We start from the raw sequence: 26,372 nt of genomic DNA, 5'->3' as shown, positions 1-26,372 counted from the left end.
ACACGTGGTCACCACGCCCTTTCGGCCACAGTTGAAACCCCTTTCGGCAGGGGCGTGACAAGCGAAATCCTGTACTCCGCCAGGCACACTCCGGCGCGACCGAAACGCTCCGTGAAGGCCGTGGGGGGCTTTGCGGGGCCTGGCGGTCGGTCGCACCGGGAAGCGCCGACGTGCCTGGCGGATAGGCGGCAGGCGGCGGACGGGTGGGGATCCGTCCGCCGCCTGGCGCCGTAATGACTTCGTTGAATATTCGCGAAACCCGGTCCGGGTGAGGCGCACGGGGCTTCCCGGGGCATCACGGGGCTTCCGGGCGGCTTCCCGGCGGCTTCCGAATAGTTGGAAGCGCCCGCCCCCGGCAGTCAGGGAACCGGGGGCGGGCGCTGTCGGGGGGGGGCCGGGCTCAGCGGCTGTCGGAGCCCTTGGCCTCGGCGGCGGCCCGGCCGGCCTCCAGGCGCGCCACCGGGATCCGGAACGGCGAGCAGGAGACGTAGTCGAGGCCGACCTCGTGGAAGAAGTGCACCGACTCGGGGTCGCCGCCGTGCTCGCCGCAGACGCCGAGCTTGAGGTCGGGGCGGGTGGCCCGGCCCTGCTGGACCGCGTGGCGCACGAGGGAGCCGACGCCGTCCTTGTCGATGGTCTCGAAGGGCGAGACCCCGAAGATGCCCTTCTCCAGGTAGGCGGTGAAGAAGCTGGCCTCGACGTCGTCGCGGGAGAAGCCCCACACCGTCTGGGTCAGGTCGTTCGTGCCGAAGGAGAAGAACTGCGCGGCCTCGGCGATCTGGGCGGCGGTCAGCGCGGCGCGCGGCAGCTCGATCATCGTGCCGACGCTGAGCTTGAGGCTGGTGCCGGTGGCGGCCTCGACCTCGGCGATGATCGCGTCGGCCTCCTCGCGGACGATCTCCAGCTCCTGGACGGTGCCGACGAGCGGGACCATGATCTCGGCCCGCGGGTCGCCCTTGGCGTTCTTGCGCTCGGCGGCTGCCTCGGCGATCGCCCGGACCTGCATGGCGAACAGGCCGGGGATGACCAGGCCGAGGCGGACGCCGCGCAGACCCAGCATCGGGTTCTGCTCGTGCAGCTTGTGCACGGCCTGGAGCAGGCGCAGGTCGTTCTCGTTGGCGTCCTGGCGGGACTCGGCGAGGGCGACGCGCACCGACAGCTCGGTGATGTCGGGCAGGAACTCGTGCAGCGGCGGGTCCAGGAGGCGGACGGTGACGGGCAGGCCGTCCATCGCCTCGAACAGCTCGACGAAGTCCTTCTTCTGCAGCGGCAGGAGGGCACTGAGTGCCTCCTCGCGCTCGGAGTCGGTGTCCGCGAGGATCAGGCGCTCGACCATCTCGCGGCGCTCGCCGAGGAACATGTGCTCGGTGCGGCACAGGCCGATGCCCTGGGCTCCGAAGCGGCGGGCGCGCAGCGCGTCCTCGGCGTTGTCGGCGTTGGCGCGCACCCGCAGGCGGCGGACGCGGTCGGCGTAGGCCATGATCCGGTGCACGGCGCCGACCAGCTCGTCGGCGTCGTCGGCGCCGGCGTGCATGCGGCCCTCGAAGTACTCGACGACCGGGGACGGTACGACGGGTACCTCGCCGAGGTAGACCTTGCCGGTGGAGCCGTCGATGGAGACGACGTCGCCCTCTTCGATGACCTGCCCGCCGACCGTCATCCGGCGGCGCTTGGTGTCGACGTCGAGGTCCTCGGCGCCGCAGACGCAGGTCTTGCCCATGCCGCGGGCGACGACGGCGGCGTGCGAGGTCTTGCCGCCGCGCGAGGTCAGGATGCCCTCGGAGGCGATCATGCCGTCGAGGTCGTCGGGGTTGGTCTCGCGGCGGATCAGGATGACCTTCTCGCCGGAGCGGGACCACTTGACGGCCGTGTAGGAGTCGAAGACGGCCTTGCCGACCGCCGCACCCGGGGAGGCGGCGATGCCGCGGCCCAGGAGGGTGGTCTGGGCGGACTCGTCGAAGCGCGGGAACATCAGCTGGGCCAGCTGGTGGCCGGTGACGCGCTGGAGGGCCTCGGCCTCGGAGATCAGGCCCTGGTCCACGAGCTGGGTGGCGATGCGGAAGGCGGCGCCGGCGGTGCGCTTGCCGACGCGGGTCTGGAGCATCCACAGCTGGCCGCGCTCGATGGTGAACTCGATGTCGCAGAGATCCTTGTAGTGGGTCTCCAGCTTCGTCATGATCGCCATGAGCTGGTCGTACGAGGCCTTGTCGATGGCCTCCAGGTCCGCGAGCGGCACGGTGTTGCGGATGCCCGCGACGACGTCCTCGCCCTGGGCGTTCTGCAGGTAGTCGCCGTAGACGCCGGCGTGGCCGCTGGCGGGGTCGCGGGTGAAGGCGACGCCGGTGCCCGAGTCGGGGCCGAGGTTGCCGAAGACCATGGAGCAGACGTTGACGGCGGTGCCCAGGTCGCCGGGGATGCGCTCCTGGCGGCGGTAGAGCTTGGCGCGGTCGGTGTTCCAGGAGTTGAAGACGGCCTCGACGGCGAGGTCGAGCTGCTCGCGGGCGTCCTGCGGGAACTCGCGGCCGGCCTCCTTCGCGACGATCTTCTTGAAGGCCTTGACCAGCTTCTTGAGGTCGGCGGCGTCGAGGTCGGTGTCGACGGTGACCTTCTTGGCGGCCTTGGCCGCGTCGAGGGCGTCCTCGAAGAGCTCGCCCTCGACGCCGAGGACGGTCTTGCCGAACATCTGGATGAGGCGGCGGTACGAGTCCCACGCGAAGCGCTCGTTGTCGGCCTGGGCGGCGAGGCCGACCACGGACTCGTCGGAGAGGCCGATGTTGAGGACCGTGTCCATCATGCCGGGCATGGAGAACTTGGCGCCGGATCGCACGGAGACCAGGAGCGGGTCGTCCGACTGGCCGAGCTTCTTGCCCATCTTCGCTTCGAGGGCGGCGAGGTGCGCGCTGACCTCGTCGCGCAGCTCGGCCGGGGCCGTGCCGCTCTCGAGGTAGACCTTGCAGGCCTCGGTGGTGATGGTGAAGCCGGGGGGGACCGGGAGACCGAGGTTGGTCATCTCGGCGAGGTTGGCCCCCTTGCCGCCGAGGAGGTCCTTGAGGTCCCGGTTGCCCTCGGTGAAGTCGTAGACGAACTTCTGATCTTTGTTTTCCGACACGGGTCTCGACTCCTCGAGGACTCGGGTGGCTGCCCTGACGGCCAGGAACATACCCAGATCGAAGGCTTATCGGTACGTCCACTTGGCGGTCATGAGGCCGTAACCACCCGTGCGCCACCGTATCGAAAGTAACCGGTCGGTAATGAGAACGCACAAACAGCGTTCACATCCCGAAGGGTGAGGTGCCCAGAAAGGCTTGATCCCGCTCGGATGAGCGATCATCGATACATTTGCGTTCAAGTCTTGAACGCACAAAGGGTGGCACCCAGTGCCACCCTTTGGAAGTCTTACCCGTGACTTACGCGCTCATCTGAGCGAAACCTCTCCCATGCGTGGCGTATATCACGCGCCCCGCAGGGCGATTTGTCAGCCTCCGGACGTGTCCAGCTCGGCGTCCTCGCTCACACCGGCGCAGTCGTACGGATCCTTCAACCAGCCGTCCGGCAGGACAACCCGGTTGTTTCCGGACGTCCGGCCCCGCGGTCCGTCCGCGCTCTCGGGCCACGCCTGGTCCAGGTCGAGCTCGCTCAGATGAGCGTCCAGCTCGGCCAGGGAGGAGACGACCGCCAGCTTCCCGCGCATCTCGGACCCGACCGAGAACCCCTTGAGGTACCAGGCCACGTGCTTACGGAAGTCGATCACCCCGCGCGCCTCGTCGCCGATCCACTCCCCCAGCAGCTGCGCGTGGCGCAGCATGGTGCGCTTGACCTCGCGCAGCACCGGCTTGTGGAAGTCCTCGGGACGGCCCTCGAAGGCCGCGACCAGGTCGTTGAAGAGCCAGGGCCGGCCCAGGCAGCCGCGCCCCACGACCACGCCGTCGCAGCCGGTCTCGCGGACCATGCGCAGCGCGTCCTCGGCGCACCAGATGTCGCCGTTGCCGAGCACCGGGATCTCCGGCACGTGCTCCTTGAGGCGGGCGATGGCCTCCCAGTCGGCGGTGCCGCCGTAGTGCTGGGCGGTGGTGCGGCCGTGCAGGGCGATGGCGGTCACCCCCTCCTCGACGGCGATCCGGCCGGCGTCGAGGTAGGTGAGGTGGTCGTCGTCGATGCCCTTGCGCATCTTCATGGTCACCGGCAGGTCGCCGGCGCCCGCCACGGCCTCGCGGAGGATGGCGCGCAGCAGGTGGCGCTTGTACGGCAGGGCGGAGCCGCCGCCCTTGCGGGTCACCTTGGGGACCGGGCAGCCGAAGTTGAGGTCGATGTGGTCGGCGCGGTCCTCCTCGACGATCATGCGGACCGCCTTGCCGACCGTCACGGGGTCCACCCCGTACAGCTGAATCGACCGCGGCTTTTCGGTCGCGTCGAAGTGGATCAGCTGCATGGTCTTCTCGTTGCGCTCGACCAGGGCGCGGGTCGTGATCATCTCGCTCACGAACAGCCCCTTGCCGCCCGAGAACTCGCGGCAGAGGGTCCGGAAGGGGGCGTTGGTGATGCCGGCCATCGGCGCGAGCACCACCGGGGGCTGCACGGTGTGCGGGCCGATCGCGAGGGGGGCGGGAAGCGTGGTCATCCCCCCATTGTCCCGCAGCGCCACTCCCTACTTATTCGTACGATCGGCGGTATGCATCACATGAGTGGCGTGGATCAGGCGGGCCGCCGGCGCCGCCTGCTCGTCCTGGCGGTCTGCTGCATGAGCCTGCTGATCGTCAGCCTGGACAACACCGTCCTGAACGTGGCCCTGCCGGCGATGCGCCGCGAGTTCGACGCCTCGGTCTCGGGGATGCAGTGGACCATCGACGCCTACACGCTGGTCATCGCCTCGCTGCTGATACTGGCCGGGTCCACGGCGGACCGGATCGGGCGGCGCAGGGTCTTCGCGTGGGGGCTGGTGCTGTTCACGGCCGGATCGGTGCTGTGCTCCCTGGCGCCCGGCCTCCACTGGCTCATCGCCTTCCGGATGGTCCAGGCCGTCGGCGGGGCGATGCTCAACCCCGTCGCCATGTCGATCATCACCAACACCTTCACCGACCCCAAGGAGCGCGCCCGGGCCATCGGCGTCTGGGGTGCGGTGGTCGGCATCTCCATGGCCGCCGGACCGCTGATCGGCGGCCTGCTGGTGGACTCGGTGGGCTGGCGGTCCATCTTCTGGGTCAACCTGCCGGTCGGGCTGCTCGCGCTGGCGCTGACCCTGCGCTTCGTACCGGAGTCCCGGTCCGAGCGTCCGCGCCGGCCGGATCCGGTGGGGCAGCTGCTGGTCGTGGTGCTGCTGGGCGGGATGACGTACGCGATCATCGAGGCGCCGGCCCAGGGCTGGAGCTCGCCGCCGATCCTCGGGTGCGCGCTGGGCGCGGCGGCGGCGCTGGGCGGGCTCCTGTTCTACGAGTCCCGGCGGACCGACCCGCTGATCGACCCCCGGTTCTTCCGCAGCGCCCCCTTCAGCGGGGCGACCGTGATCGCGGTGAGCACCTTCGCCTCGCTCTCCGGGTTCCTCTTCCTGACCACGCTCTACCTCCAGGAGGTGCGGGGGCTGAGCGCCCTGGACGCGGGGCTGCACATGCTGCCGATGGCCGCCTTCGCCTTCCTGTGCGCGCCGGTCTCGGGACGGCTGGTCGCCAACCACGGGCCCCGGCCGTCGCTGCTGGTGTCCGGGGTGGCCATGGGGGCGAGCGGGCTGCTGTTCGCGGCGTTCTCGGCGGAGGCCTCCAATCCGCTGATGTTCACCGGGTACGTGCTCTTCGGCATCGGCTTCGGGCTGGTCAACGCGCCGATCACCAACACGGCGCTGTCCGGGATGCCGCGCAGCCAGGCGGGGGTGGCGGCCGCGGTGGCCTCCACCAGCCGGCAGACCGGCGGGGCGCTCGGCGTGGCCGTCATAGGAGCGGTGCTGGCCGCCGGGACGGCGGGCGGGGCGGACTTCGCGACGGCGGCCCGGCCCGCCTGGTGGATCATCACCGGCTGCGCGTTCCTGGTGCTCGTCGTGGGCGCCGTCACCACCGGCCCGTGGGCCCGTGCCACCGCGCTGCGGACGGCCCGGGCGCTCGAACCGTCGCCGCCCTCCCCCGCCGCCCCGGCCCAGGGGCAGACCCCCGGACCCCGCAGGGACGGCGGGATGCCCCCGGCTCCGGGGCCCGCCCCGGCGGGCTGACCCCGGCGGCACCACGACCGTCCTCCCGATGCGCCACCCGGCGGCCCTGTCAGCCTCACGAGTGACAGATATTGAAATCTGTCACTCGTCATGCCATTCTCGTTCCATGACCACGAACGAGAACACCTCCGCGTCCCCCTCCACCGCCGCCGCCCGCCGGCTCGGAGCCACCGGGCCGTCCGTCTTCCCCCTGGGTCTGGGCTGCATGGGCATGTCCGCCCTCTACGGCGAGGCCGACCGGGCCGAGTCCCTGGCGACGATCCACGCCTTCCTGGAAGCCGCCCCCGCGGGCATGAACACGCTCCTGGACACCGGCGACTTCTACGGCATGGGCCACAACGAGCTGCTGATCGGCGAAGCCCTGCGCACCGCTCCCACCGCGGCCCGCGAGCAAGCCCTGACCAGCGTCAAGTTCGGCGCCCTGCGGACCGTCGAGGGCGGGTTCACCGGGTACGACGGGCGGCCTGAGGCCGTGAAGAACTTCCTGGCCTACTCGCTCCAGCGGCTCGGCCGGGACCACATCGACATCTACCGGATCGCCCGCGTGGACCCGGACGTCCCCATCGAGGAGACCGTCGGAGCCATCGCCGAGGCCGTGCAGGCGGGGCACGTCCGGCACATCGGCCTCTCGGAGGTCGGCGCGGACACCCTGCGCCGGGCCGCGGCGGTCGCCCCGATCTCGGACCTCCAGATCGAGTACTCGCTGATCTCGCGCGGCATCGAGGACCGGATCCTGCCGACCGCCCGGGAGCTCGGCATCGGCGTGACGGCGTACGGGGTGCTGTCCCGGGGCCTGATCAGCGGGCACTTCAGCCGCGACCGCGCGCTGGCGCCCGGCGACTTCCGCGGGATGAGCCCCCGCTTCCAGGGCGGGAACCTGGACCACAACCTCGACCTGGTCGAGGCCCTGCGCAAGGTCGCCGGGGAGAAGGGCGTGACCGTCGCCCAGATCGCGATCGCCTGGGTGCTCGCCCAGGGCCCGCGCCGCGGCGTCGACATCGTGCCGCTGGTGGGCGCCCGCCGCCGGGACCGGCTGACGGAGGCGCTCGGTGCGGCGGAGGTCGCGCTGACCGAGGCCGACCTGGCCGCCATCGAGGCCGCGGTCCCCGCCGGGGCCGCTTCCGGGGACCGGTATCCGGCGGCGCAGATGGCCCACCTCGACAGCGAGCACTGAGCTGGCGGTACGGTCGTACCCATGCCCTCCGCTGCTGCCGAGCCCCTGACCCCCGAGCGCATCCTCGAGACCACCGAGGAGGTGCTGCGCCGCTTCGGCCCCACCAAGGCGACCGTGGTGGACGTGGCGCGCGCCCTGGGCGTCAGCCACGGCAGCGTGTACCGGCACTTCCCCTCGAAGGCGGCGCTGCGCGAGGCCGTCACGGACCGCTGGCTCGCCAAGAGCGTGGTCATGCTGGAGGGGATCGCCTCGGCGCCGGGCGAGGCCGCCCCCTCCAAGCTGGAGTCCTGGCTGGAGGCCCTCTTCGAGGCCAAGCGCCACAAGGCGGGCGACGACCCGGAGCTGTTCGCGACGTACACGGTGCTGCTCACCGAGAACAGCGGGGTGGTCGACGCCCACCTGACGGAGCTGATCGACCAGCTGACCCGGATCATCGCCGAGGGCGTCACCGCCGGCACCCTGGCCGCGCCCGACGTACCGGCCGCCGCGCGCGCCGTCTTCGACGCCACCGGCCGGTTCCATGACCCCCAGTACGTGGCGGAGTGGCTCTCCCCCACGATCATCACGGAGTTCGAGGCGGTCGTCGCGCTCGTCATCCGGGGCCTGCGCGCCTGAACCGGCCCGTTCCACGCCCCGTTGGGCGGAATCAGGCGCTCCGGACGGCTTGGCGATCATTTTGAGCCGTGTCGACTTGTACATGCCATCGACAGTTCCTTACGGTCCCCTTACCGCACTACTCAAGCACGTTCCAGGGGGAACCTTGTCCACGGCATCAGCACAGCCCTCACCTCCCGCCCGCTCCGGCGGCGCCGCAGCCATCGGCTTGATCCTGACCATCGTGCTCAGCATCGTGGCGCCGATCGTCACCTACAACACCCTCGTCGACGACCACGGCTGGAGCGAGGCCTCGGCGCTGCTCGTCAGCGGCGCCTGGCCGGTGCTCGACACCGCCATCATGGTGGCCTGGCGGCGCAAGCTGGACGAGTTCGCCATCGTCACGCTGGTGTTCCTGGCGATCACCGCCGCCGTGTCCCTGATCGGCGCGAACTCCACGCGGGCCCTGCTCGTCAAGGACTCCGCCGTCACGGGGCTGTTCGGGCTCCTGTGCCTGGCCACGCTGCTCGCGCCGCGTCCGCTGATGTTCTACTTCGGCCGGAAGTTCGGCACGGACGGCACCCCGGAGGGCGTGGCGTACTACAACGGCCTGTGGCAGTTCGAGGGCTTCCGCAACGCCCAGCGCCGCATGACCCTGGTCTGGGGCGTGGTCTACCTGATCGAGGCGGCGGTCCGGATCGCCCTGTCGTACGTCCTGGACACCTCCACCATGGTGACCATCAGCCCGTTCATGATCTACGGCACGCTCGGCGGGCTGGCCCTCTGGACGATCGGCTTCGTCAAGCGGACCAAGGCCGAGGGCGAGAGGCGCGCCGCCGCGAACGCCGCCGCCGCGGCCGCGGCCGCGCAGGCCGAGAGCTCGGCGGCCTGACCGCCGCACACGGGGAAAGGCCGGTGGCCCGGTGCGCGGATCGCGCACCGGGCCACCGGCCTTCGAGCGGGAACTAGCAGCCCAGCAGACGGCTGCCGAGGTAGGTCTGGATCTGGTCCAGGGAGACGCGCTCCTGCTTCATGGTGTCGCGCTCGCGCACGGTCACCGCGTTGTCGTCCAGGGTGTCGAAGTCGACGGTGACGCAGAACGGCGTACCGATCTCGTCCTGGCGGCGGTAGCGGCGGCCGATGGCGCCCGCGTCGTCGAACTCGATGTTCCAGTTCTTGCGCAGGTCGGCGGCCAGGCCCTTGGCCTTCGGCGACAGCTGCGGGTTGCGGGACAGCGGCAGGACGGCGACCTTGATCGGGGCCAGGCGCGGGTCGAAGCGCATCACGGTGCGCTTCTCCATGACGCCCTTGGCGTTCGGGGCCTCGTCCTCGACGTACGCGTCGAGCATGAAGGCGAGCATGGCGCGGTTGACACCGGCCGCCGGCTCGATGACGAACGGGGTGTAGCGCTCGCCGGCCTCCTGGTCGAAGTAGGTGAGGTCGGTGCCCGAGGCGGCGGAGTGCGCCTTCAGGTCGTAGTCCGTGCGGTTGGCGACGCCCTCGAGCTCGGAGAACTCACTGCCACCGAAGTTGAAGCGGTACTCGATGTCGGCGGTGCGCTTCGAGTAGTGGGACAGCTTCTCCTTCGGGTGCTCGTACCAGCGCATGTTCTCCTCGCGCATGCCCAGGCCGCGGTACCAGTTCCACCGCTCCTGCATCCAGTACTCCTGCCACTGCTCGTCCTCGCCCGGCTTGACGAAGAACTCCATCTCCATCTGCTCGAACTCGCGCGTGCGGAAGATGAAGTTGCCCGGCGTGATCTCGTTGCGGAAGGACTTGCCCATCTGCGCGATGCCGAACGGGGGCTTGCGGCGCGAGGTGGTCTGGACGTGGGCGAAGTTGGTGAAGATGCCCTGGGCGGTCTCGGGGCGCAGGTACGCCTTCGAGCCCGTGTCCTGGGTCGGGCCGAGGTGGGTCTCCAGCATGCCGGAGAACTGCTTCGGCTCGGTGAACTGGCCCTTCACGCCGCAGTGCGGGCAGTTGATGTCGGCGAGGCCGTTCTCGGGGAGGCGGCCGTGCTTGGCCTCGTAGGCCTCTTCGAGGTGGTCCGCGCGGTGACGCTTGTGGCAGGCGGTGCACTCGGTCAGCGGGTCCGAGAAGGTCGCGACGTGGCCGGAGGCCACCCAGACCTCGGGGGCCAGGATCACCGAGGAGTCGAGGCCGACGATGTCCTCGCGTCCGGTGACCATCGCCTTCCACCACTGGCGCTTGATGTTCTCCTTGAGCTCGACACCCAGCGGACCGTAGTCCCAGGCAGCCCTGGAGCCGCCGTAGATGTCACTGCAAGGGAAAACGAAGCCACGGCGCTTGCTCAGGCTGACGATGGTTTCGATCTTGTCGGCGGCCACGGTGCTCTCTTCATTACGAGGACGAACGGCGAAGGCTTTAGGTTACCGGCGCCCGCACCCTCCACTTCAAGTCGGTACCCCTCTTCCAGCATGCGCTCCGGCCCCTCCACCCGGCCTTTTGACAACGGTTTCCATCTTTGATGAAAATGGATGTCATGAACGTACGACGCCTCATACCCACCGCCGCGCTCGCCGGTGCCGTCGCCCTCGCCGCGACGGCCCTCACCGCCTGTTCCGGGGCGGGAGCGGCGGGCGCGGACAAGGGCGGCAGGCTCGCCGTCACGGCGTCGTTCTACCCCCTCCAGTTCCTCGCCGAGCGGATCGGCGGGGACCACGTGAAGGTCACCACCCTGACCAAGCCGGGCGTCGAACCGCACGACCTGGACATCACCCCGCGGCAGACCGGCCAGCTGGGCGACTCGGACGTCGTCCTCTACCTCAAGGGCCTCCAGCCCGCCGTCGACAAGGCCGTAGCCCAGTCCGGCGTGAAGAACACCGTCGACGCGGCCTCCCTCACCAGGCTCGAGGTGCACGGCACCTCCGGCGCGGAGGACCACGACCACACCGCCGGGGAGCACGACCACGGCCACGACCACGGGGAGGCCGGCGAGGACCCCCACGTCTGGCTCGACCCGGTCAAGTACGCGGAGATCGCCAAGGGCTTCGGCGCCGCGCTGGAGAAGACCGACCCCGACCACGCGGCCGACTACCGCAGGAACACCGACGGGCTCGTGGCCGAACTGGGCGTGCTGGACACCGAGTTCAAGGAGGGCCTGCGGAACACGGCCTCCAGGACCTTCATCACCACCCATTCCGCTTTCGGCTACCTCGCCGAGCGCTACGGCCTCGACCAGGAGGGCATCTCCGGAGTCGACCCCGAGGCCGAACCCAGCCCGGCCCGGATGAAGGACCTCCAGGCCGTCGCGAAGAAGGACAATGTCACCACCGTCTTCTTCGAGGCCCTGGCCAGCGACAAGACGGCCAAGACCCTGGCCCGGGACACGGGGCTGCGGACCGACGTCCTCGACCCCCTCGAGGGGATCACCGAGAAGTCGCAGGGCGCCGACTACTTCGAGGTCATGCGCTCCAACCTGAAGAACCTCCAGAAGGCCCTCGGAACCAAGTGATGACAGCAGCAACGGAGGCGCGAGCCATGCAGTCAACGCCCCGACCGGCGGACGATGACCAGACCGTCATATCCCTGCGCGGGGCCACGGCCTCGCTCGGCTCCCGGCCCGTGCTGCGCGGGGTCGACCTCACCGTCCGCCGGGGCGAGGTGGTCGCCCTGCTCGGCGCCAACGGCTCCGGCAAGTCCACGGCCGTGCGCGCCGTGGTCGGCCAGGTCCCGCTCACCGGCGGCGGCCTGAGCCTCTTCGGCACCGACTTCAAGCGCTTCCGCCAGTGGTCGCGCATCGGCTACGTCCCCCAGCGCACCACCGCCGCCAGCGGCGTCCCGGCCACCGTCCGGGAGGTCGTCTCCGCCGGCCGCCTCGCCCGCTCCCGCTTCGGGATCCTGCGCAAGGCCGACAAGGCGGCCGTCGAGCGGGCCCTGGCCCTCGTCGACATGGACGCCCACGCCGACGCCTCGGTCAACGCCCTCTCCGGCGGACAGCACCAGCGCGTGCTCATCGCCCGGGCGCTGGCCGTCGAACCCGAGCTGCTGATCATGGACGAGCCGATGGCCGGCGTGGACCTGGCCAACCAGGAGGTCCTCGCGAACGCCCTGCGCGAGCAGGTCGCCGCCGGCACCACGGTCCTGCTCGTCCTCCACGAACTGGGCCCGCTGGAGCCCCTGATCGGCCGCGCCGTCGTCCTGCGCGACGGCTGCGTCGTCCACGACGGCCCGCCGCCGGAGGCCGTCGGGCAGCACGCCCTCCCCGGCCACGACCACGTACACCCCCACGCGGCGCACGACGCCGAGCCCCTGCGGACGGGACTGCTGAGCTGATGGAAATCCTGCACCAAGCCTTCATGCAGCGGGCGCTGATCGCCGCCGCCCTGGTGGGCCTCACCGCGCCCGCGATCGGCACGTACCTCGTCCAGCGCCGCCAGGCGGTCATGGGCGACGGCATCGGCCACGTCGCCATGACCGGTGTCGCCCTGGGCTTCCTGCTCAACACCAGCCCCATCTGGATGGCCACCCTCGTCGCGGTCGTCGGCGCCGTCGGCATGGAGCTGATCCGCTCCCGCGGCAAGACCAGCGGCGACATCGCGCTCGCCATGCTCTTCTACGGCGGCCTGGCCGGCGGCGTCATGATCATCAACCTGGCCCCGGGCGGCTCCACCGCCAACCTGAGCAGCTACCTCTTCGGCTCGATCAGCTTCGTCTCGCCCGAGGACGTCACCGCGGTGGTGGTCCTGGCCGCCTTCGTCCTCGCCGTCACCGTCGGCCTGCGCCGCCAGCTGTTCGCGATCAGCCAGGACGAGGAGTTCGCCCGCGTCACCGGACTGCCCGTGCGGGCGCTGAACCTCCTGATGGCCGTCACCGCCGCCGTCACGGTCACCGTGGCCATGCGCATCGTGGGCCTGCTGCTGGTCAGCGCCATGATGGTGATCCCCGTCGCGGCCGCCCAGCGGGTCACCCGCGGCTTCGCCGCGACCCTGTCGCTGGCGATGGGCATCGGCGTGGTGGTCTCGCTCGGCGGTACGGCTGCCACGTACTACATCGACGCGCCGTCCGGTGCCACGATCGTGCTGCTCGCCATCGCCGTCTTCGTGGCCACGACGGCCCTGTCCACGCCCGTGGCCAGGCGCCGCGCCAGGGCCGTCCGCGCCGCCGAGGAGCTCTGCACCCAGGACGACGTGAAGGTCTAGGAGGACCGGCCGCCTGGCACAATGAGGCGAGGCCGAAACGAGGAGGAACCGGTGGCGACTGCGCCTGGCGAGACGAATACCGCGCCAGTACGAGGACGGTCCACCCGGCAGCGGGCAGCCGTCGCGGCGGCGCTGGACGAGGTGGACGAGTTCCGCAGCGCCCAGGAGCTGCACGACATGCTCAAGCACCGCGGCGACTCCGTGGGCCTGACCACCGTGTACCGCACCCTCCAGTCCCTGGCGGACGCCGGCGAGGTGGACGTGCTGCGCACCAGCGACGGCGAATCCGTCTACCGCCGCTGCTCCACCGGCGATCACCACCACCACCTGGTCTGCCGCAAGTGCGGCAAGGCGGTCGAGGTGGAGGGCCCGGCGGTGGAGAAGTGGGCGGAGTCCATCGCGGCCGAGCACGGCTACGTGAACGTGGCCCACACCGTCGAGATCTTCGGCACCTGCGCGGACTGCGCGGCCGCCGGCTAGATCGGAAGCACCGGATTCCGGTCGAACACCGATCGGAATCCGGCCGATGTCGTACGACCTCCGCCGCCGGGCCCAGGGCCTCGGCGGCGGAGCCGTTTCCCGGGTCAGCCCTGGGAGCCCTCGGTCTGGTTCGGGACCGCGCCGCCGAAGCGGCGGTCGCGCTTGGCGTACTCCAGGCAGGCGTCCCACAGGTGGATCCGGTCGAAGTCCGGCCACAGCACGTCCTGGAAGACCATCTCGGCGTAGGCGCTCTGCCAGATCAGGTAGTTGGACGTGCGCTGCTCGCCGCTGGGCCGCAGGAACAGGTCCACGTCCGGCATGTCCGGGTAGTAGAGGTACTTGGCGAGGGTCTTCTCGGTGACCTTCGACGGGTCGAGCCGGCCGGCCTTCACGTCCTCGGCGAGGGCCTGGGCGGCGTCGGCGATCTCGGCGCGGCCGCCGTAGTTCATGCAGAAGTACAGGGTCAGCTTGTCGTTGCCCTTGGTCTGCTCCTGGGCGATCTGGAGCTCCTTGGCCACCGACTTCCACAGCTTGGGCATCCGGCCCACCCAGCGCACCCGGATGCCGAGCGCGTCGAGCTGGTCGCGGGTCTTGCGGATGAAGTCGCGGTTGAAGTTCATGAGGAAGCGCACCTCGTCGGGCGAGCGCTTCCAGTTCTCGGTGGAGAAGGCGTAGAGGGAGATGTTCTTGACGCCCATCTCGATCGCGCCCTGGAGGACGTCCAGCACCCGCTCGGCGCCGACCTTGTGGCCCTCGGTGCGCGGCAGGCCCCGCTCCTTGGCCCAGCGGCCGTTGCCGTCCATCACGATCGCGACGTGCTCCGGCACCAGCTCGCCCGGGATCTTCGGCGGGCGGGCGCCGGTCGGGTGCGGTTCGGGGATCGTGTACTCGCGGCGGGAGAGTCCCAGGAATCCGCGTACTGCCATGGCGCTTCGGTCTCCGATCTCGGTCACTTCTCTACGTAACGCAAGGAACGCAGCCCGCGTTCCAGATGCCAGTGCAGATAGGCGGAGACGAGTCCGCTCCCCTCGCGCACGTGCCGCGGCTCGGCCGCGTCGGCCGTCGGCCAGTCCCCCGTCAGCAGGGCGCTGAGCAGCCCGATGGCCTCAGCAGATGGTACGACGCTTCCGGGAACCCGGCAGTCGCCGCATACGACCCCGCCGGCGGCGACGGAGAAGTGCCGGTTGGGGCCGTGGATCCCGCATTTCGCGCAGTCCTCGAAGCTGGGCGCGTAGCCGTTGACGGCCAGGGAGCGCAGCAGGAAGGCGTCGAGGATCAGGTGCGGTGCGTGTTCGCCGCGCGAGAGCGTGCGCAGGGCGCCGACCAGCAGCAGGTACTGCTGGACTGCGGGCTCGCCCTCGTTCTCGGTGAAGCGCTCGGCGGTCTCCAGCATGGCGGTGCCGGCGGTGTAGCGGGCGTAGTCGGTGACGATGCCGTTGCCGTACGGGGCGATGATCTCGGTCTGGGTGCACAGGGGCAGGCTGCGGCCGACCAGCTCGCTGCCCCGGGCGAAGAACTGCACGTCGGCGTGGGAGAAAGGTTCCAGCCCGGCACCGAACTTGGACTTCGTGCGCCGTACTCCGCGGGCGACGGCGCGGACGCGGCCGTGGCCGCGGGTGAGCAGCGTGATGATGCGGTCCGCCTCGCCGAGCTTCTGGGTGCGCAGCACGATGCCGTCGTCGCGGAACAGACTCATGCGCCCATTGTCCCCTGTGCGCGGACAGCACCGGCCCCCGTCCGGAGCGGTCTTCCGGACGGGGGGCGGCACCCCTTGGGAGGTTCGGTGGGGCGGCTGTCAGACGGCGGCAGCCCCCGCCTCGTCGGCCTCCGCGGCTGCGGCGCCGGCCGCCCCGCCCTTGGCGGAGCCCTTCTCGGCGGCCGCGGGGGCGGCGGCCGGCTGGGCGGGCACCTCGGCCTGGCCGGTCATGGTCTCGGCCAGTGCCTCGGCGAGGGCCTCGGCCGGGGCGGCCGTGTGGGCGTCGTCCTTGGCCAGGCCGTTGAAGATCAGGTTCAGGACGATGGCGGCGGTGGCACCGAGGGTCACACCGCTGTTGAGGAGCGAGGACAGGTCCGCGTTCACGTGCTTGTCGAAGTAGGCCGGGACCGTGGCGGGGAAGAGCGCGAAGGCCAGCGAGACGCCGACGATCAGGGCGTTCTTCTCCTCCTTGAGGTCCACCTTGGCCAGGGTCTGGATACCGGCGAGGGCGACCATGCCGAACATCACGGTGGCGGCGCCGCCGAGCACGCCCGGCGGGACCGAGGCCACGATCGCGGCGGCCTTGGGGATCAGACCGAGCACGATCATGAAGACGCCGGCGGCCACGACCACGAAGCGGCTCTTGACCTTGGTCATCCGCACCAGGCCGACGTTCTCGGCGAAGGCGACGTAGGGGAAGGAGTTCAGCAGGCCGCCGAGGGCGGTGGCGGCGCCGTCGGCCCGCAGGGCGCGGGCCACGGTCTCGCTGTCGATGTCCTTGCCGACGATGTCGCCGACGGCGTAGGTGTCACCGGTCGTCTCGACCATGGTGATCAGCATGACGATCAGCATGAGGAGGATCGGGAACCATGCGAACTTCGGGGCGCCGAAGTGGAAGGGGGTGGTGACGCCGATCCAGTCGGACTGGCCGACGTTGCCGAACTTGGCGTCGCCCAGCAGGAACGCGACGGCCGTGCCGCCGACCAGGCCGAGCAGGATGCCGATGCTGCGCAGGAAGGGCCCGCCGAACTTCATCAGGACGAGGATGAAGAGCATGGTGCCGCCGGCGTAGGCCAGCTGCGTGGGGACGCCGCCGTCGGCCACGGTGGGGGCGCCGCCCGCGGCGTCCTTGAGGCCCACCGGGATCAGGACGATGCCGAGGACCGTGATCACGGTGCCGGTGACCACCGGCGGGAACAGCCGCATGACCGCGCGGAAGGCCTTGGCGGGCAGCCAGGCGAAGGCGAAGGTCGCGAGGCCGGCGGTGATGACGGCGCCGTAGATGACCAGCAGGGCGGCCGTTCCGCCGCCCGCGCCGAGGCCGATGGCGATCATCGGGGAGACCGCGGTGAAGGTGACGCCCTGGATCAGCGGGAGCCGGGCGCCGACGCGGCCGACGCCGAAGGCCTGGATGATCGAGGCGATACCGCAGGTGAAGAGGTCCGCGTTGATCAGGTAGACCAGCTGTTCAGGGCTCAGCTTCAGCGCACTGCCGACGATGATCGGGACGATCACCGCGCCGGCGTAGAAGGCGAGTACGTGCTGGAAGCCGTACAGCGCGAGCTTGGGGAGGGGGAGCACCTCGTCGACCGGGTGCGAGCTCTGCTCTCCGCTTGCGGAAAGCCGGGCGGCGACACGTGCCATCTCTGCCTTGCCCTTCAAGGAGGTAGGTAAGTGAGAGGAAGCTGGTTATCCCCTGGCCGGAGTGGGTCGTTAACCCGTTGGTCCGCCGGGGTTGTCAGTCGGAACACGCGGAATTCGTCGTGTGACCGGAATTGAACGCCTGTGGAAGTGCTCACAGGTATCGGAGACTTCGACAAAGTGTTGACGTTCACGGACGCCCGCTTTGGAGCTTCCCCCAATGGCGGCAGGACGCCCGCAGGAGTATGGGAAGCGGCCCGCCCGCCCTGCCGTTCCCCCTGCGCACCTGCGAAGTTCCCGGCCCTGACAGGGGATTACCGGGCCCACAAGCCTTCGGCCACGCAAATCAGAGGGTGCAGTTCCGGCCGTCCGGAATGCGGAAATTGTGTACGGAATTGGGGACTCCCCCGCCTGCCGGGGTGCCGGGGGGCTCCGTTTCCGGCCGGTACGGCCCAATCGTTATCTCCCGGACGCCCACATGCCGGGATTCCTCCCGGAAAAGACGTCCGGGTCCGGCGGAAAACCTCCGCCGGACCCGGATCGACGTACGGAAGATCCCTTATGGGGCGCGCACCGCCGACAGCAGCCCGGCCACCTCTTCCGAGCCCATCCGCAGCGCCGCGCCCACGGTGGCGAGCACCTCGCGCTCGGCCGGGATGTAGGGCCCGTCCGCGAGGGCGATCCGCGCGCCCTGCAGCAGGATCGATTCGCGACCGGGTCCGGCCAGGTGGGCGGCGAGCGGTTCCAGCGCCTCGTGGAGCTCGATCGATAGCGCCGCCCCGCAGCACTCGGGCCCGTCGTACAGCCCCAGCCGGCCCTCGTCGGTCGCCAGGGCCTCGACGAGGGACTCCAGCTGCTCCTCGGTGCAGTCGGGGAAGCCGGCGCCGCGTACGGCCGACACGGCGGCCTCCAGGGCGCTGCGCGAGGAGGTCCCGCCCGCGGCGAGCACGGCCAGCGCGACGGTGTGCACCGCGTCGCGCAGGAGCGAGGAGAAGCGGGTGGTGGTGAGGTGGTCCAGCACCTCGGTGCCGAAGCGCTGCCGGCAGGCCTGGCACTCGACGACGGGTCCGGCCTCCCCGCGCGGCAGCAGCGGCAGGCCGAGCACGGTGAACCGGCGGCGCCCGGTGCGCCGGCGGTAGTTGCGGTCACCGCCGCAGCCGGGGCAGAAGAACTCCCCGTCGCCCACGGTGTTCCAGATGGTACGGATGCCCCAGAACGTCAGCTTCCGGCCGTCCCCACCCCGAACTGGCAGCACGTCGCACCTCCGTAACTCCCCCGGCAACGACGCCGGGTTGGCGTGATGTTAGCCACATCGGTGAGTGTGCGTCAGTCGTGCGGCAGGACAACATGGGCCCGGGGGCCCACTTGGCCGATCTGCGCCCCCGCCCGACGGGCCCCTGGCGGCGGCCCCCCGGGGTACGGCGGAGCCCCGCCGCTCCGGCTGGAGGGGCGGGGCTGCGTCGGGGGTGGTTCAGCGGCCCGCGCGGTTGACGGCGGAGATGACCGCCTTCAGGGAGGCGCGGGTGGTGTTGGCGTCGATGCCGATGCCCCACAGGACCCGGCCGTCGATCGCGCACTCGATGTACGAGGCGGCCACGGCGGAGGCCCCCTCGCTCATCGTGTGCTCGGTGTAGTCCAGCAGACGGGCGTCCACGCCGATGCCGGCCAGCGCGTCGAAGAAGGCCGAGATCGGACCGTTGCCGGTGCCGTTCAGGACCGTCTCCACGCCGTCCACGACCGCCTCGACGGTCAGCGTGTCCGTACCGTCCTTGTCGGTGGCGGTCGATCCGGAGCGCAGCTGGATGCGGCCCCACGGGTTCTCGGGGTTGGGCAGGTACTCGTCCGAGAAGACCTCCCAGATCGCCTTCGGCGTGACCTCGCCGCCCTCGGCGTCGGTCTTGGCCTGGATGATCCGCGAGAACTCGATCTGCATGCGGCGCGGCAGGTCCAGCTTGTGGTCGTTCTTCAGGACGTAGGCGATGCCGCCCTTGCCGGACTGCGAGTTGACCCGGATGACCGCCTCGTAGGAGCGGCCGACGTCCTTCGGGTCGATCGGCAGGTAGGGGACGGCCCACTCGATCTCGTCGACCGTCTTGCCGCGGGCGGCCGCGTCGGCCTCCATGGCGTCGAAGCCCTTCTTGATGGCGTCCTGGTGGGAGCCGGAGAAGGCGGTGTAGACCAGGTCGCCCGCGTAGGGGTGGCGCGGGTGGACCTCCATCTGGTTGCAGTACTCGCTCGTGCGGCGGATCTCGTCGATCTGCGAGAAGTCGATCTGCGGGTCGATGCCCTGGGAGAACAGGTTCATGCCCAGGGTGATCAGGTCGACGTTGCCGGTGCGCTCGCCCTGCCCGAACAGGCAGCCCTCGATGCGGTCGGCGCCGGCCATCAGGGCCAGCTCGGCGGCGGCGACGGCGGTGCCGCGGTCGTTGTGCGGGTGCACGGAGATGCAGACGTGCTCGCGGCGGGTCAGGTTGCGGGCCATCCACTCGAAGCGGTCCGCGTGGGTGGAGGGCGTCGAGCGCTCCACGGTGGCGGGCAGGTTCAGGATGATCTCGCGGCCCTCGCCCGGCTGCCAGACGTCGCAGACGGCCTCGCAGACCTCCAGGGCGAAGTCCAGCTCGGTGTCGGTGAAGATCTCGGGGCTGTACTGGTAGCCGAAGGCGGTCTCGGGGCCCAGCAGCTTGTCGGCGTACTCCATGACCAGGCGGGTGCCGTCGACGGCGATCTGCTTGATCTGCTCCTTGGAGCCGCGGAAGACGACCCGGCGGAACGTCGGGGCGGTCGCGTTGTACAGGTGCACGGTGGCGCGCTTGGCACCGACCAGCGACTCCACGGTCCGCTCGATCAGGTCCTCGCGGGCCTGGGTCAGTACGGAGATGGTGACGTCGTCCGGGATCGCGCCCTCTTCGATGATGGAGCGCACGAAGGCGAAGTCGGTCTCGCCGGAGGAGGGGAAGCCGACCTCGATCTCCTTGTAGCCCATGCGCACCAGCAGGTCGAACATCTCGCGCTTGCGGGCGGGGGTCATCGGGTCGATCAGCGACTGGTTGCCGTCGCGCAGGTCGGTGGACAGCCAGCGCGGAGCCTTGGTGACGCGTGCGTCCGGCCAGGTGCGGTCGGGGATGTCCACCTGCTCGTACCGGCCGTACTTGTGGATGGGCATCCCGGAGGACTTCTGGGTGTGGGTCGCGTTGGTGATGGGCGTGGGGCGACCGACAAAAGGCTGCTGGCTCATGGCGTTGGGCTCCTCGCGTGTCCGCGTGTAGTTCGCTGAACGGCCGACGGCGGTAGTGAAAACCGCAACACCAAACTCCGCGGGGAGGGGGCCGGCCTACGACTACAGACCCTCGCCGCGGCAGCTAAGGAGAAGCAGCCCGAAACGCATGATGGGCCGAGCCTAACCGAGCCGCGCCGTGTCGCGAGGACCTGTTTCAGTATGCAAGACCGGGGCGTCCGATTTACACCCTTTGTGGCCCAGGACTCCTTTCATCCGGCAAGGTCCGGTGGATCCGTCAACACGGCGCGTCGCCTTTGAGACAACCGAATGAATCATGCTCGCTGCTAGTGACACCGACATCACCCACTGCCACATTTCCGGCATGGATGCCTTCCTTTCGCACGGACACGCCCCCCACCACCCGGTCTTCTGCACCGTGGTGCCGCCGCACCTGCTGGACAAGGCCGCCCGCTCCGCCGACTCCGCCCGGGCCGACGCCGCGCAGCGCACCCTGGAGACCGACGCCCTCCTGCGCACCCGGCGCCGGATCAGCACCGTCCGGGGGATCGCCCCGGCCGTCGCGGACACCCCCGCCGCGGACGGGCCGCGCCGCACGGTCTACGACGCCCAGCACCACACCCGGCTGCCGGGGAAGAAGGTGCGCGCGGAGGGGGCCGACACGTCCAAGGACGCCACCGTCAACCGCGCGTACGCCGGGCTCGGGGCGACGTACGAGCTCTACCTCAAGGGCTTCGGCCGGCGCTCGATCGACGGCTCCGGCCTGCCGCTGGACGCGAGCGTGCACTACGGCGAGGACTACAACAACGCCTTCTGGGACGGCCGGCAGATGGTCTTCGGCGACGGGGACGGGGACCTGTTCCTCGACTTCACGGTGTCGGTGGACGTGATCGGACACGAGCTGACCCACGGGGTCACCCAGTACACGGCCAACCTCGACTACCACGGCCAGTCCGGCGCCCTCAACGAATCGATGTCGGACGTCTTCGGCTCGCTGATCAAGCAGTACTCGCTCGGCCAGACCGCCGACCAGGCGGACTGGCTGATCGGGGCCGGGCTCCTGGGCCCGAACGTCACCGGGGTCGCCCTGCGCTCGATGAAGGCGCCGGGGACCGCGTACGACGACGACGAGCTCGGCAAGGACCCGCAGCCGGCCACGATGGACGGCTACGTGACCACCTCGCGCGACAACGGGGGCGTCCACATCAACTCCGGCATCCCCAACCACGCCTTCTACATCGCGGCGACCGAACTGGGCGGCAAGGCCTGGGAGCGGGCCGGGCAGATCTGGTACGACACCCTGACCGGCGGGCAGCTGGGCGCGCGGGCGGACTTCAAGGACTTCGCCCGGCTGTCGGTGGCGGCGGCCGTCGCCCGGTACGGGGAGGGCGGCGCCGAGCACCAGGCCCTCCAGAAGGCGTGGTCGACCGTCGGCCTGGGATAGCCGGGACAGGACGGGGCCCGTCCGGGTAGAAGGGGGACCATGAAGATCGAAGTGGTACGGACGGGCGGATTCGCGGGGATCGAGCGCCGGGCCGAGGTGGACACCTCGGGCCGGCCCGACGAGCAGGAGTGGCAGGCGCTGGCCCAGCTGGCTCTGCGGCCCGACCCCCGGGCCGCCGAGGGGCCGGGCGGGGTCAGGGACGGGTTCTCGTACCGCATCACGGTGGACGGGCGGACGGTGTCCTGCCACGACCCCCACCTCTCCGACGCCCAGCGCAGCCTGATCACACGGGTGCTGAAGGAGGGCGCCTAGCCGGCCGGGGGCCGTCGGCCGGCGACGGGAGGGGCCGGAGGGGCGGCAGGAGCCGGAGGGGCCCGACACCTTCGCACGGATGGCCGAAAACAGCCCCTCCGTTCGGGCCGGGAAAGCGACCCAGCGGCTTTTTGCGGGAACGGCAAGAAACGTTGCCCCGGTCGCGGCGGGGGACGCAGCATCGGCGGTGTCCGTACAGGCGCCCACCGAGGAGACCGCGTGCCCACCCCCTCCCCCCACCACGACCACGACGGCCACGACCACGGGCGGGGCCACCGCGGTGACGCGGCCGGCCAGGAGTTCTGGGACTCCCGCTACCGCGAGAGCGAGCGGATCTGGAGCGGCCGGCCCAATTCCGTCCTGGTCCGGGAGGCCGGGGAGCTCACCCCCGGCCGGGCCCTGGACCTCGGCTGCGGCGAAGGGGCCGACGCGGTGTGGCTGGCCGGGCGGGGCTGGCGGGTGACCGGCACCGACATCTCGCCCGTGGCCCTGGAACGGGCGGTCGGGCACGCGGCCGAGGCGGGCGTGGCCGACCGGATCGCCTTCGAGCGCCACGACCTCGGGGAGTCCTTCCCCGCCGGGGAGTTCGACCTGGTCGCGGCCTGCTTCCTGCACAGCCCGGGCGAGATGCCCCGCGAGCGCATCCTGCGCACCGCCGCAGGGGCCGTCGCCCCCGGCGGGGTCCTGCTGGTCGCCGGGCACGGCGGCCCGGCGCCGGGCGCCGAGGACCCGCACCCGGACCTGCACTTCCCCACCCCCGAGGAGGTGCTGGCCGGCCTGGACCTGCCCGGGGACGGCTGGGAGGTGCTGGTCTGCGCCGAGCACGAGCGGGTCGGCGCGGAGGCCGACCGGCCCGGGCACGGCTACGACAACACCCTCAAGGTCCGCCGCCTGGCCTGACGGGAGGCGGCGGGCCCGGGGTCAGAAGCCCAGCTTGCGCAGCTGCTTGGGGTCCCGCTGCCAGTCCTTGGCGACCTTCACGTGCAGGTCGAGGAAGACCGGCGTGCCGAGCAGCGCCTCGATGTGCTTGCGCGACTTCATGCCGACCTCCTTCAGGCGGGAGCCCTTGGGGCCGATGATGATGCCCTTCTGGCTGGGCCGCTCGATGTAGACGTTGGCGTGGATGTCGAGCAGCGGCCGGTCCGCCGGGCGGTTCTCGCGCGGGATCATCTCCTCGACCACGACGGCGATGGAGTGCGGGAGCTCGTCGCGGACGCCCTCCAGCGCGGCCTCGCGGATCAGCTCCGCCACCATGACCATCTCGGGCTCGTCGGTGAGGTCGCCCTCCGGGTAGAGCGGGGGGCTCTCCGGCAGCATCGGGGCGATCAGGTCGGCCAGCAGCTGGACCTGGTTGTCGCCGACCGCCGACACGGGGACGATCTCGGCCCATTCGATGCCGAGCTCGGCGCCGAGCTGCTGGATCGCGATGAGCTGCTCGGCCAGCTGCTTGGACTCGACCAGGTCGGTCTTGGTGACGATGGCGATCTTGGGGGTCTTCTTGATCCCCGCGAGCTCCTTGGCGATGAACTTGTCACCGGGGCCGAGCTTCTGGTCGGCGGGCAGGCAGAAACCGATGACGTCGACCTCGGCCCAGGTGGTGCGCACGACGTCGTTGAGCCGCTCGCCGAGCAGGGTGCGCGGCTTGTGCAGGCCGGGGGTGTCCACCAGCACCAGCTGGGCGTCGGGGCGGTGCACGATGCCGCGGACGGTGTGGCGGGTGGTCTGGGGCCGGTTCGAGGTGATCGCGACCTTGGTGCCCACCAGCGCGTTGGTCAGGGTCGACTTGCCCGCGTTGGGGCGGCCGACGAAGCAGGCGAAGCCCGCGCGGTGCGGGGCGGTGGGCTCGGGGGAACGATCGCTCATACGGGCCATTCTCCCCGATGCCGCCCGGCCCGCCGACCAGCCCGCCCCGGCGGGGTCCCGGACCGCCGCGCGGAGCCGCCTCCCCGCCCCGCCCTTCCGCCGCTCCTCCCCCGGCCACCGACGGGAGGTGCTCCAGGGGCTCCGCCCCCCCGGACCCGCGCGCCTCGACCGCCGGCGGGGCCGGACGGCGGCGCCGCGCGGCGGTTCCAGCCCGCGCAGGGCCCCGGCGACCCCCGGCTACGACAGGGTCAGGGTCAGGGCCGCCCGGTACGCGCCCGGCGGGGTGTACGGGGGCACCCGGAGGACGAGCGTCGCGTCGACCGTGAACGTCCCGCCCGTCCCGGAGGCCAGCACCGCGCCGTCCGGCCCCACCGCACCGGAGGGACCGGCCTCGCACCCGCCCCCGCACGAGGGGGTCCACGCCGGCGGAGCCCCCGGCACCGGGACCCCGTCCGCCCCCTCGAACCCCGTCAGCCTCCCGCGCAGGGTCCACCGCCCCGCACCCGCGCCCCGGGTGTCCGTCACCGTCACCGTCCCGATCCGCCCGGCGGCCGCGCCCCCGCCGCCGAACCCGACCGCGCCCAGCGCGACCGCCGCCCCGGCCTGCGTCATCGTCAGGGAGCCCGCCGCCGGGGCGGCCGCCTCGACGACCGCGTACGCCGCCGGGTCCGAGCCCCGCGCCGCCGTCCAGGAGGGGCCCTCGTACGCCACGACCCCCGTCGTCCTGCGGTCCCCCACCGCCAGCTCCGCGCCGAAGGCCCCGAACGCGTCCGCCGTGGCCGCCACCCGGTCGGCCGTCCCGGCGGTGCCCGCGCGCCCCGCGACCGTCACGGCCGCGCCCGGGGTGAATCCGGCCCCGGTGACCCGGACCCGGGCGCCCGGCTCCCCGTACGCGGCGGCGAGGGCGACGCCCCGCAGGTTCATCACCGGCCGACGGACGGCGACGATCCGCCGCGCGACCGGCGCCGGCGCCCCGGCCGCCGCGCAGGCGGCACCCGGCAGGGTGTAGCCGCCCGGGGCGAGGGTGATCCCACCGGGCTCGGTGACGGTGAAACTCCCGCTCATGACCGCACCGGGCGCCCCCGCCACCGCGGCCACCGGCACCTCCCCGGCCTGGGCCCCGCCCAGCAGGATCCGCCCGGTCGCGGCCGGCAGCCCGCCCTGCGCAGGGAGCACGGCGGGGAGCCCGGCCTCCGGAGGGGGCGCGGACGGGGTCCGGTCCAGCCGGTAGGTCACCGTGACGGTGTCGCCGACCGCCGGGGCCGGGTCGTCGACCTCGATACGGGCCGCGGTCGTCCCCTCGGCGGACGGCAGGCAGCGGGTGGGGAACTCCACCCGCCCGGCGGGCGCCGCCCCGTCGGCCGCCGCCGGCGTCCCGGCCGCGGCTGCGGCCGCGAGGACGGCGAGGCCCGCGGCCGCCGCCCAGCTCCTCCCGCGCGCGCCTCTTCGCACCGCCCGGCCCCCTCCCGCCGCCCCGACAGAAGGCCATTCACGGCCGGGCTCCGGGAGAAGTCAATGCACGGGACGCCCGGAATCTGACGGAGCATCAGAATCCGTGCGCTCCGCCCGGAACGTCCGCCGGTAGGCCGTCGGGCTCACCCCCAGCGCCGCCTGGACGTGCTTGCGCAGCGACTGCGCCGTCCCGAAGCCCGTCTCGCGGGCGACCTCCTCCATCGACAGCTCCGTCCGCTCCAGCAGCCGCCGCGCCCGCTCCACCCGCTGGGCGGTGATCCACTCCCCCGGACTGACCCCCGACTCCTGGCGGAAGCGGCGCGTGAAGGTCCGCACCGACACGGCCTCCTGCCGGGCCAGGTCGCTCAGCCGCAGCGGCTCGTGCAGCCGGTCCAGCACCCAGGCCCGCGCGGCCGTGGTGCTGGCCTGCTGCGGCTCGGGCACGGGCCGGTCGACGAACTGTGCCTGCCCGCCGTCCCGGTGGGGCGGCACGACGGTCCGGCGGGCGGTCTCGTTCGCGACGGCCGCGCCGTGGTCTCGGCGCACGATGTGCAGGCACAGGTCGATGCCGGCGGCGACCCCGGCGGAGGTCAGCACGTCGCCGTCATCGGTGTAGAGGACGCCCGCGTCGACCCGTACGGCCGGGAAGAGCGCCTGGAAGTGCTCGGCCAGGGCCCAGTGGGTGGTGGCGGGGCGCCCGTCCAGGTATCCCGCGGCGGCCAGGAGGTAGCCGCCCGTGCAGATGGAGACCAGCCGGGTCCCGGGCCGGATGTGGGCGAGGGCCGCCACCAGCTCACCGGTCAGCCGGCCCTCCTCGTAGACCGGCCCCAGCTCCCAGGAGGCGGGCACCACCACGGTGTCGGCGGTGGCGAGCAGCTCGGGGCCGTGCTCGACGTGGACCGCGAAGTCGGCCTCCGTCCGCACCGGTCCGGGGGCGAGCGCGCAGGTCAGGATCTCGTACAGGTGCCGCCCGGCGGAGTCCTTGGCCCCGCCGAAGATCCGGTGCGGGATGCCGAGTTCGAAGGGCAGCAGCCCGGCGAGGGCGAGGACGACGACACGGTGCGGCTTCGCGACGGTGGCCATGGCCCGATCGTATCGAAGGGTGTCGGTCAGGCCACTGTCGTAG

General features: G+C 71.5%; 22 protein-coding genes. 11 read left to right on the top strand and 11 right to left on the bottom strand.

Translation table 11 applies throughout. The features are described 5' to 3' along the window. Window positions 1–400: 400 nt before the first annotated feature. Together ppdK and dusB are read right to left on the bottom strand one after the other, a co-directional pair. Window positions 401–3,109, bottom strand: coding sequence for a pyruvate, phosphate dikinase (gene ppdK, locus ACIRBY_RS20655; RefSeq protein WP_403902233.1), 2,709 nt, complete (start codon window positions 3,107–3,109; stop codon window positions 401–403). A 366-nt stretch (window positions 3,110–3,475) separates the two neighbouring features. Further along, window positions 3,476–4,618, bottom strand: coding sequence for a tRNA dihydrouridine synthase DusB (gene dusB, locus ACIRBY_RS20650; RefSeq protein WP_390689089.1), 1,143 nt, complete (start codon window positions 4,616–4,618; stop codon window positions 3,476–3,478). Window positions 4,619–4,669: 51 nt separating this feature from the next. On the opposite strand from dusB, the gene ACIRBY_RS20645 reads away from it, so the two are divergent. From ACIRBY_RS20645 to ACIRBY_RS20630, 4 genes are all read left to right on the top strand, one after another. Continuing rightward, a complete protein-coding gene (locus tag ACIRBY_RS20645; protein WP_403902231.1) occupies window positions 4,670–6,193 on the top strand; it encodes an MFS transporter in 1,524 nt (507 codons plus the stop codon). Between the two features lie 106 nt (window positions 6,194–6,299). After that, window positions 6,300–7,367 carry an aldo/keto reductase gene (locus ACIRBY_RS20640; RefSeq protein ID WP_403902230.1) on the top strand — a complete coding sequence of 356 codons (1,068 nt, stop codon included), beginning with the start codon at window positions 6,300–6,302 and terminating at the stop codon, window positions 7,365–7,367. A 21-nt stretch (window positions 7,368–7,388) separates the two neighbouring features. Continuing rightward, the gene (locus ACIRBY_RS20635) at window positions 7,389–7,982 is read left to right on the top strand and encodes a TetR family transcriptional regulator (RefSeq protein WP_403902228.1); all 594 of its coding nucleotides are present in this window, start codon (window positions 7,389–7,391) and stop codon (window positions 7,980–7,982) included. Between the two features lie 82 nt (window positions 7,983–8,064). Beyond that, the gene (locus ACIRBY_RS20630) at window positions 8,065–8,853 is read left to right on the top strand and encodes a VC0807 family protein (protein ID WP_403902227.1); all 789 of its coding nucleotides are present in this window, start codon (window positions 8,065–8,067) and stop codon (window positions 8,851–8,853) included. Between the two features lie 73 nt (window positions 8,854–8,926). Here the strand turns inward: ACIRBY_RS20630 and ACIRBY_RS20625 are convergent, their stop codons facing one another. After that, window positions 8,927–10,309, bottom strand: a complete 1,383-nt coding sequence (locus ACIRBY_RS20625; RefSeq protein ID WP_403902225.1) for a glycine--tRNA ligase — start codon at window positions 10,307–10,309, stop codon at window positions 8,927–8,929. 155 nt (window positions 10,310–10,464) lie between these two features. Between ACIRBY_RS20625 and ACIRBY_RS20620 the strand changes: the two genes are divergently transcribed. The 4 genes from ACIRBY_RS20620 to ACIRBY_RS20605 are packed head-to-tail and all read left to right on the top strand — an operon-like array spanning window position 10,465 to window position 13,603. Further along, a complete protein-coding gene (locus ACIRBY_RS20620; RefSeq protein ID WP_403902224.1) occupies window positions 10,465–11,436 on the top strand; it encodes a metal ABC transporter substrate-binding protein in 972 nt (323 codons plus the stop codon). A 26-nt stretch (window positions 11,437–11,462) separates the two neighbouring features. Further along, window positions 11,463–12,257, top strand: coding sequence for a metal ABC transporter ATP-binding protein (locus ACIRBY_RS20615; RefSeq protein ID WP_403902223.1), 795 nt, complete (start codon window positions 11,463–11,465; stop codon window positions 12,255–12,257). After that, a complete protein-coding gene (locus ACIRBY_RS20610) occupies window positions 12,257–13,123 on the top strand; it encodes a metal ABC transporter permease (protein ID WP_403902222.1) in 867 nt (288 codons plus the stop codon). The genes ACIRBY_RS20615 and ACIRBY_RS20610 overlap by 1 nt, the downstream gene beginning before the upstream one ends. Before the next feature lie 51 nt (window positions 13,124–13,174). Then, complete coding sequence (locus tag ACIRBY_RS20605) at window positions 13,175–13,603, top strand: Fur family transcriptional regulator (RefSeq protein ID WP_150519707.1); 429 nt, start codon at window positions 13,175–13,177, stop codon at window positions 13,601–13,603. 104 nt (window positions 13,604–13,707) lie between these two features. On the opposite strand, the gene ACIRBY_RS20600 is transcribed toward ACIRBY_RS20605, so the two are convergent. The 5 genes from ACIRBY_RS20600 to leuA all read right to left on the bottom strand — a co-directional run bounded on the left by ACIRBY_RS20600 (window position 13,708) and on the right by leuA (window position 20,175). Beyond that, window positions 13,708–14,529 carry an isoprenyl transferase gene (locus ACIRBY_RS20600; protein WP_403902221.1) on the bottom strand — a complete coding sequence of 274 codons (822 nt, stop codon included), beginning with the start codon at window positions 14,527–14,529 and terminating at the stop codon, window positions 13,708–13,710. Window positions 14,530–14,552: 23 nt separating this feature from the next. Beyond that, complete coding sequence (gene recO / locus ACIRBY_RS20595; RefSeq protein WP_403902219.1) at window positions 14,553–15,299, bottom strand: DNA repair protein RecO; 747 nt, start codon at window positions 15,297–15,299, stop codon at window positions 14,553–14,555. 99 nt (window positions 15,300–15,398) lie between these two features. Then, window positions 15,399–16,943, bottom strand: a complete 1,545-nt coding sequence (locus tag ACIRBY_RS20590) for a nucleobase:cation symporter-2 family protein (protein WP_403902218.1) — start codon at window positions 16,941–16,943, stop codon at window positions 15,399–15,401. A gap of 556 nt (window positions 16,944–17,499) precedes the next feature. Then, the gene (locus tag ACIRBY_RS20585) at window positions 17,500–18,195 is read right to left on the bottom strand and encodes a TerB family tellurite resistance protein (RefSeq protein WP_403902216.1); all 696 of its coding nucleotides are present in this window, start codon (window positions 18,193–18,195) and stop codon (window positions 17,500–17,502) included. 216 nt (window positions 18,196–18,411) lie between these two features. Further along, window positions 18,412–20,175 (bottom strand): 2-isopropylmalate synthase, encoded by a 1,764-nt coding sequence (gene leuA, locus ACIRBY_RS20580; protein WP_403902214.1) that lies wholly within the window; start codon window positions 20,173–20,175, stop codon window positions 18,412–18,414. Window positions 20,176–20,539: 364 nt separating this feature from the next. Between leuA and ACIRBY_RS20575 the strand changes: the two genes are divergently transcribed. From ACIRBY_RS20575 to ACIRBY_RS20565, 3 genes are all read left to right on the top strand, one after another. Beyond that, window positions 20,540–21,619: a M4 family metallopeptidase gene (locus ACIRBY_RS20575; protein ID WP_403902213.1), complete on the top strand. Its 1,080-nt coding sequence runs from the start codon at window positions 20,540–20,542 to the stop codon at window positions 21,617–21,619. Between the two features lie 39 nt (window positions 21,620–21,658). Further along, the gene (locus tag ACIRBY_RS20570; RefSeq protein WP_403902212.1) at window positions 21,659–21,931 is read left to right on the top strand and encodes a protealysin inhibitor emfourin; all 273 of its coding nucleotides are present in this window, start codon (window positions 21,659–21,661) and stop codon (window positions 21,929–21,931) included. 219 nt (window positions 21,932–22,150) lie between these two features. Then, complete coding sequence (locus ACIRBY_RS20565; protein WP_403902211.1) at window positions 22,151–22,831, top strand: SAM-dependent methyltransferase; 681 nt, start codon at window positions 22,151–22,153, stop codon at window positions 22,829–22,831. Between the two features lie 21 nt (window positions 22,832–22,852). Here the strand turns inward: ACIRBY_RS20565 and era are convergent, their stop codons facing one another. The 3 genes from era to ACIRBY_RS20550 form a co-directional block, all read right to left on the bottom strand. Next, window positions 22,853–23,803 (bottom strand): GTPase Era, encoded by a 951-nt coding sequence (gene era / locus ACIRBY_RS20560; protein ID WP_079426822.1) that lies wholly within the window; start codon window positions 23,801–23,803, stop codon window positions 22,853–22,855. A gap of 228 nt (window positions 23,804–24,031) precedes the next feature. Then, window positions 24,032–25,246 (bottom strand): beta-xylosidase, encoded by a 1,215-nt coding sequence (locus ACIRBY_RS20555; protein ID WP_403902209.1) that lies wholly within the window; start codon window positions 25,244–25,246, stop codon window positions 24,032–24,034. Between the two features lie 60 nt (window positions 25,247–25,306). After that, window positions 25,307–26,329: a GlxA family transcriptional regulator gene (locus ACIRBY_RS20550; protein WP_403902208.1), complete on the bottom strand. Its 1,023-nt coding sequence runs from the start codon at window positions 26,327–26,329 to the stop codon at window positions 25,307–25,309. Between the last annotated feature and the right edge of the window lie 43 nt (window positions 26,330–26,372).

The sequence above is a fragment of the Streptomyces sp. NPDC096136 genome (assembly GCF_044763325.1).
Lineage (GTDB): Bacteria > Actinomycetota > Actinomycetes > Streptomycetales > Streptomycetaceae > Streptomyces.
The sequence above is the reverse complement of the archived record's forward strand: the minus strand, read 5'-3'. Positions and strand labels throughout refer to the sequence as shown.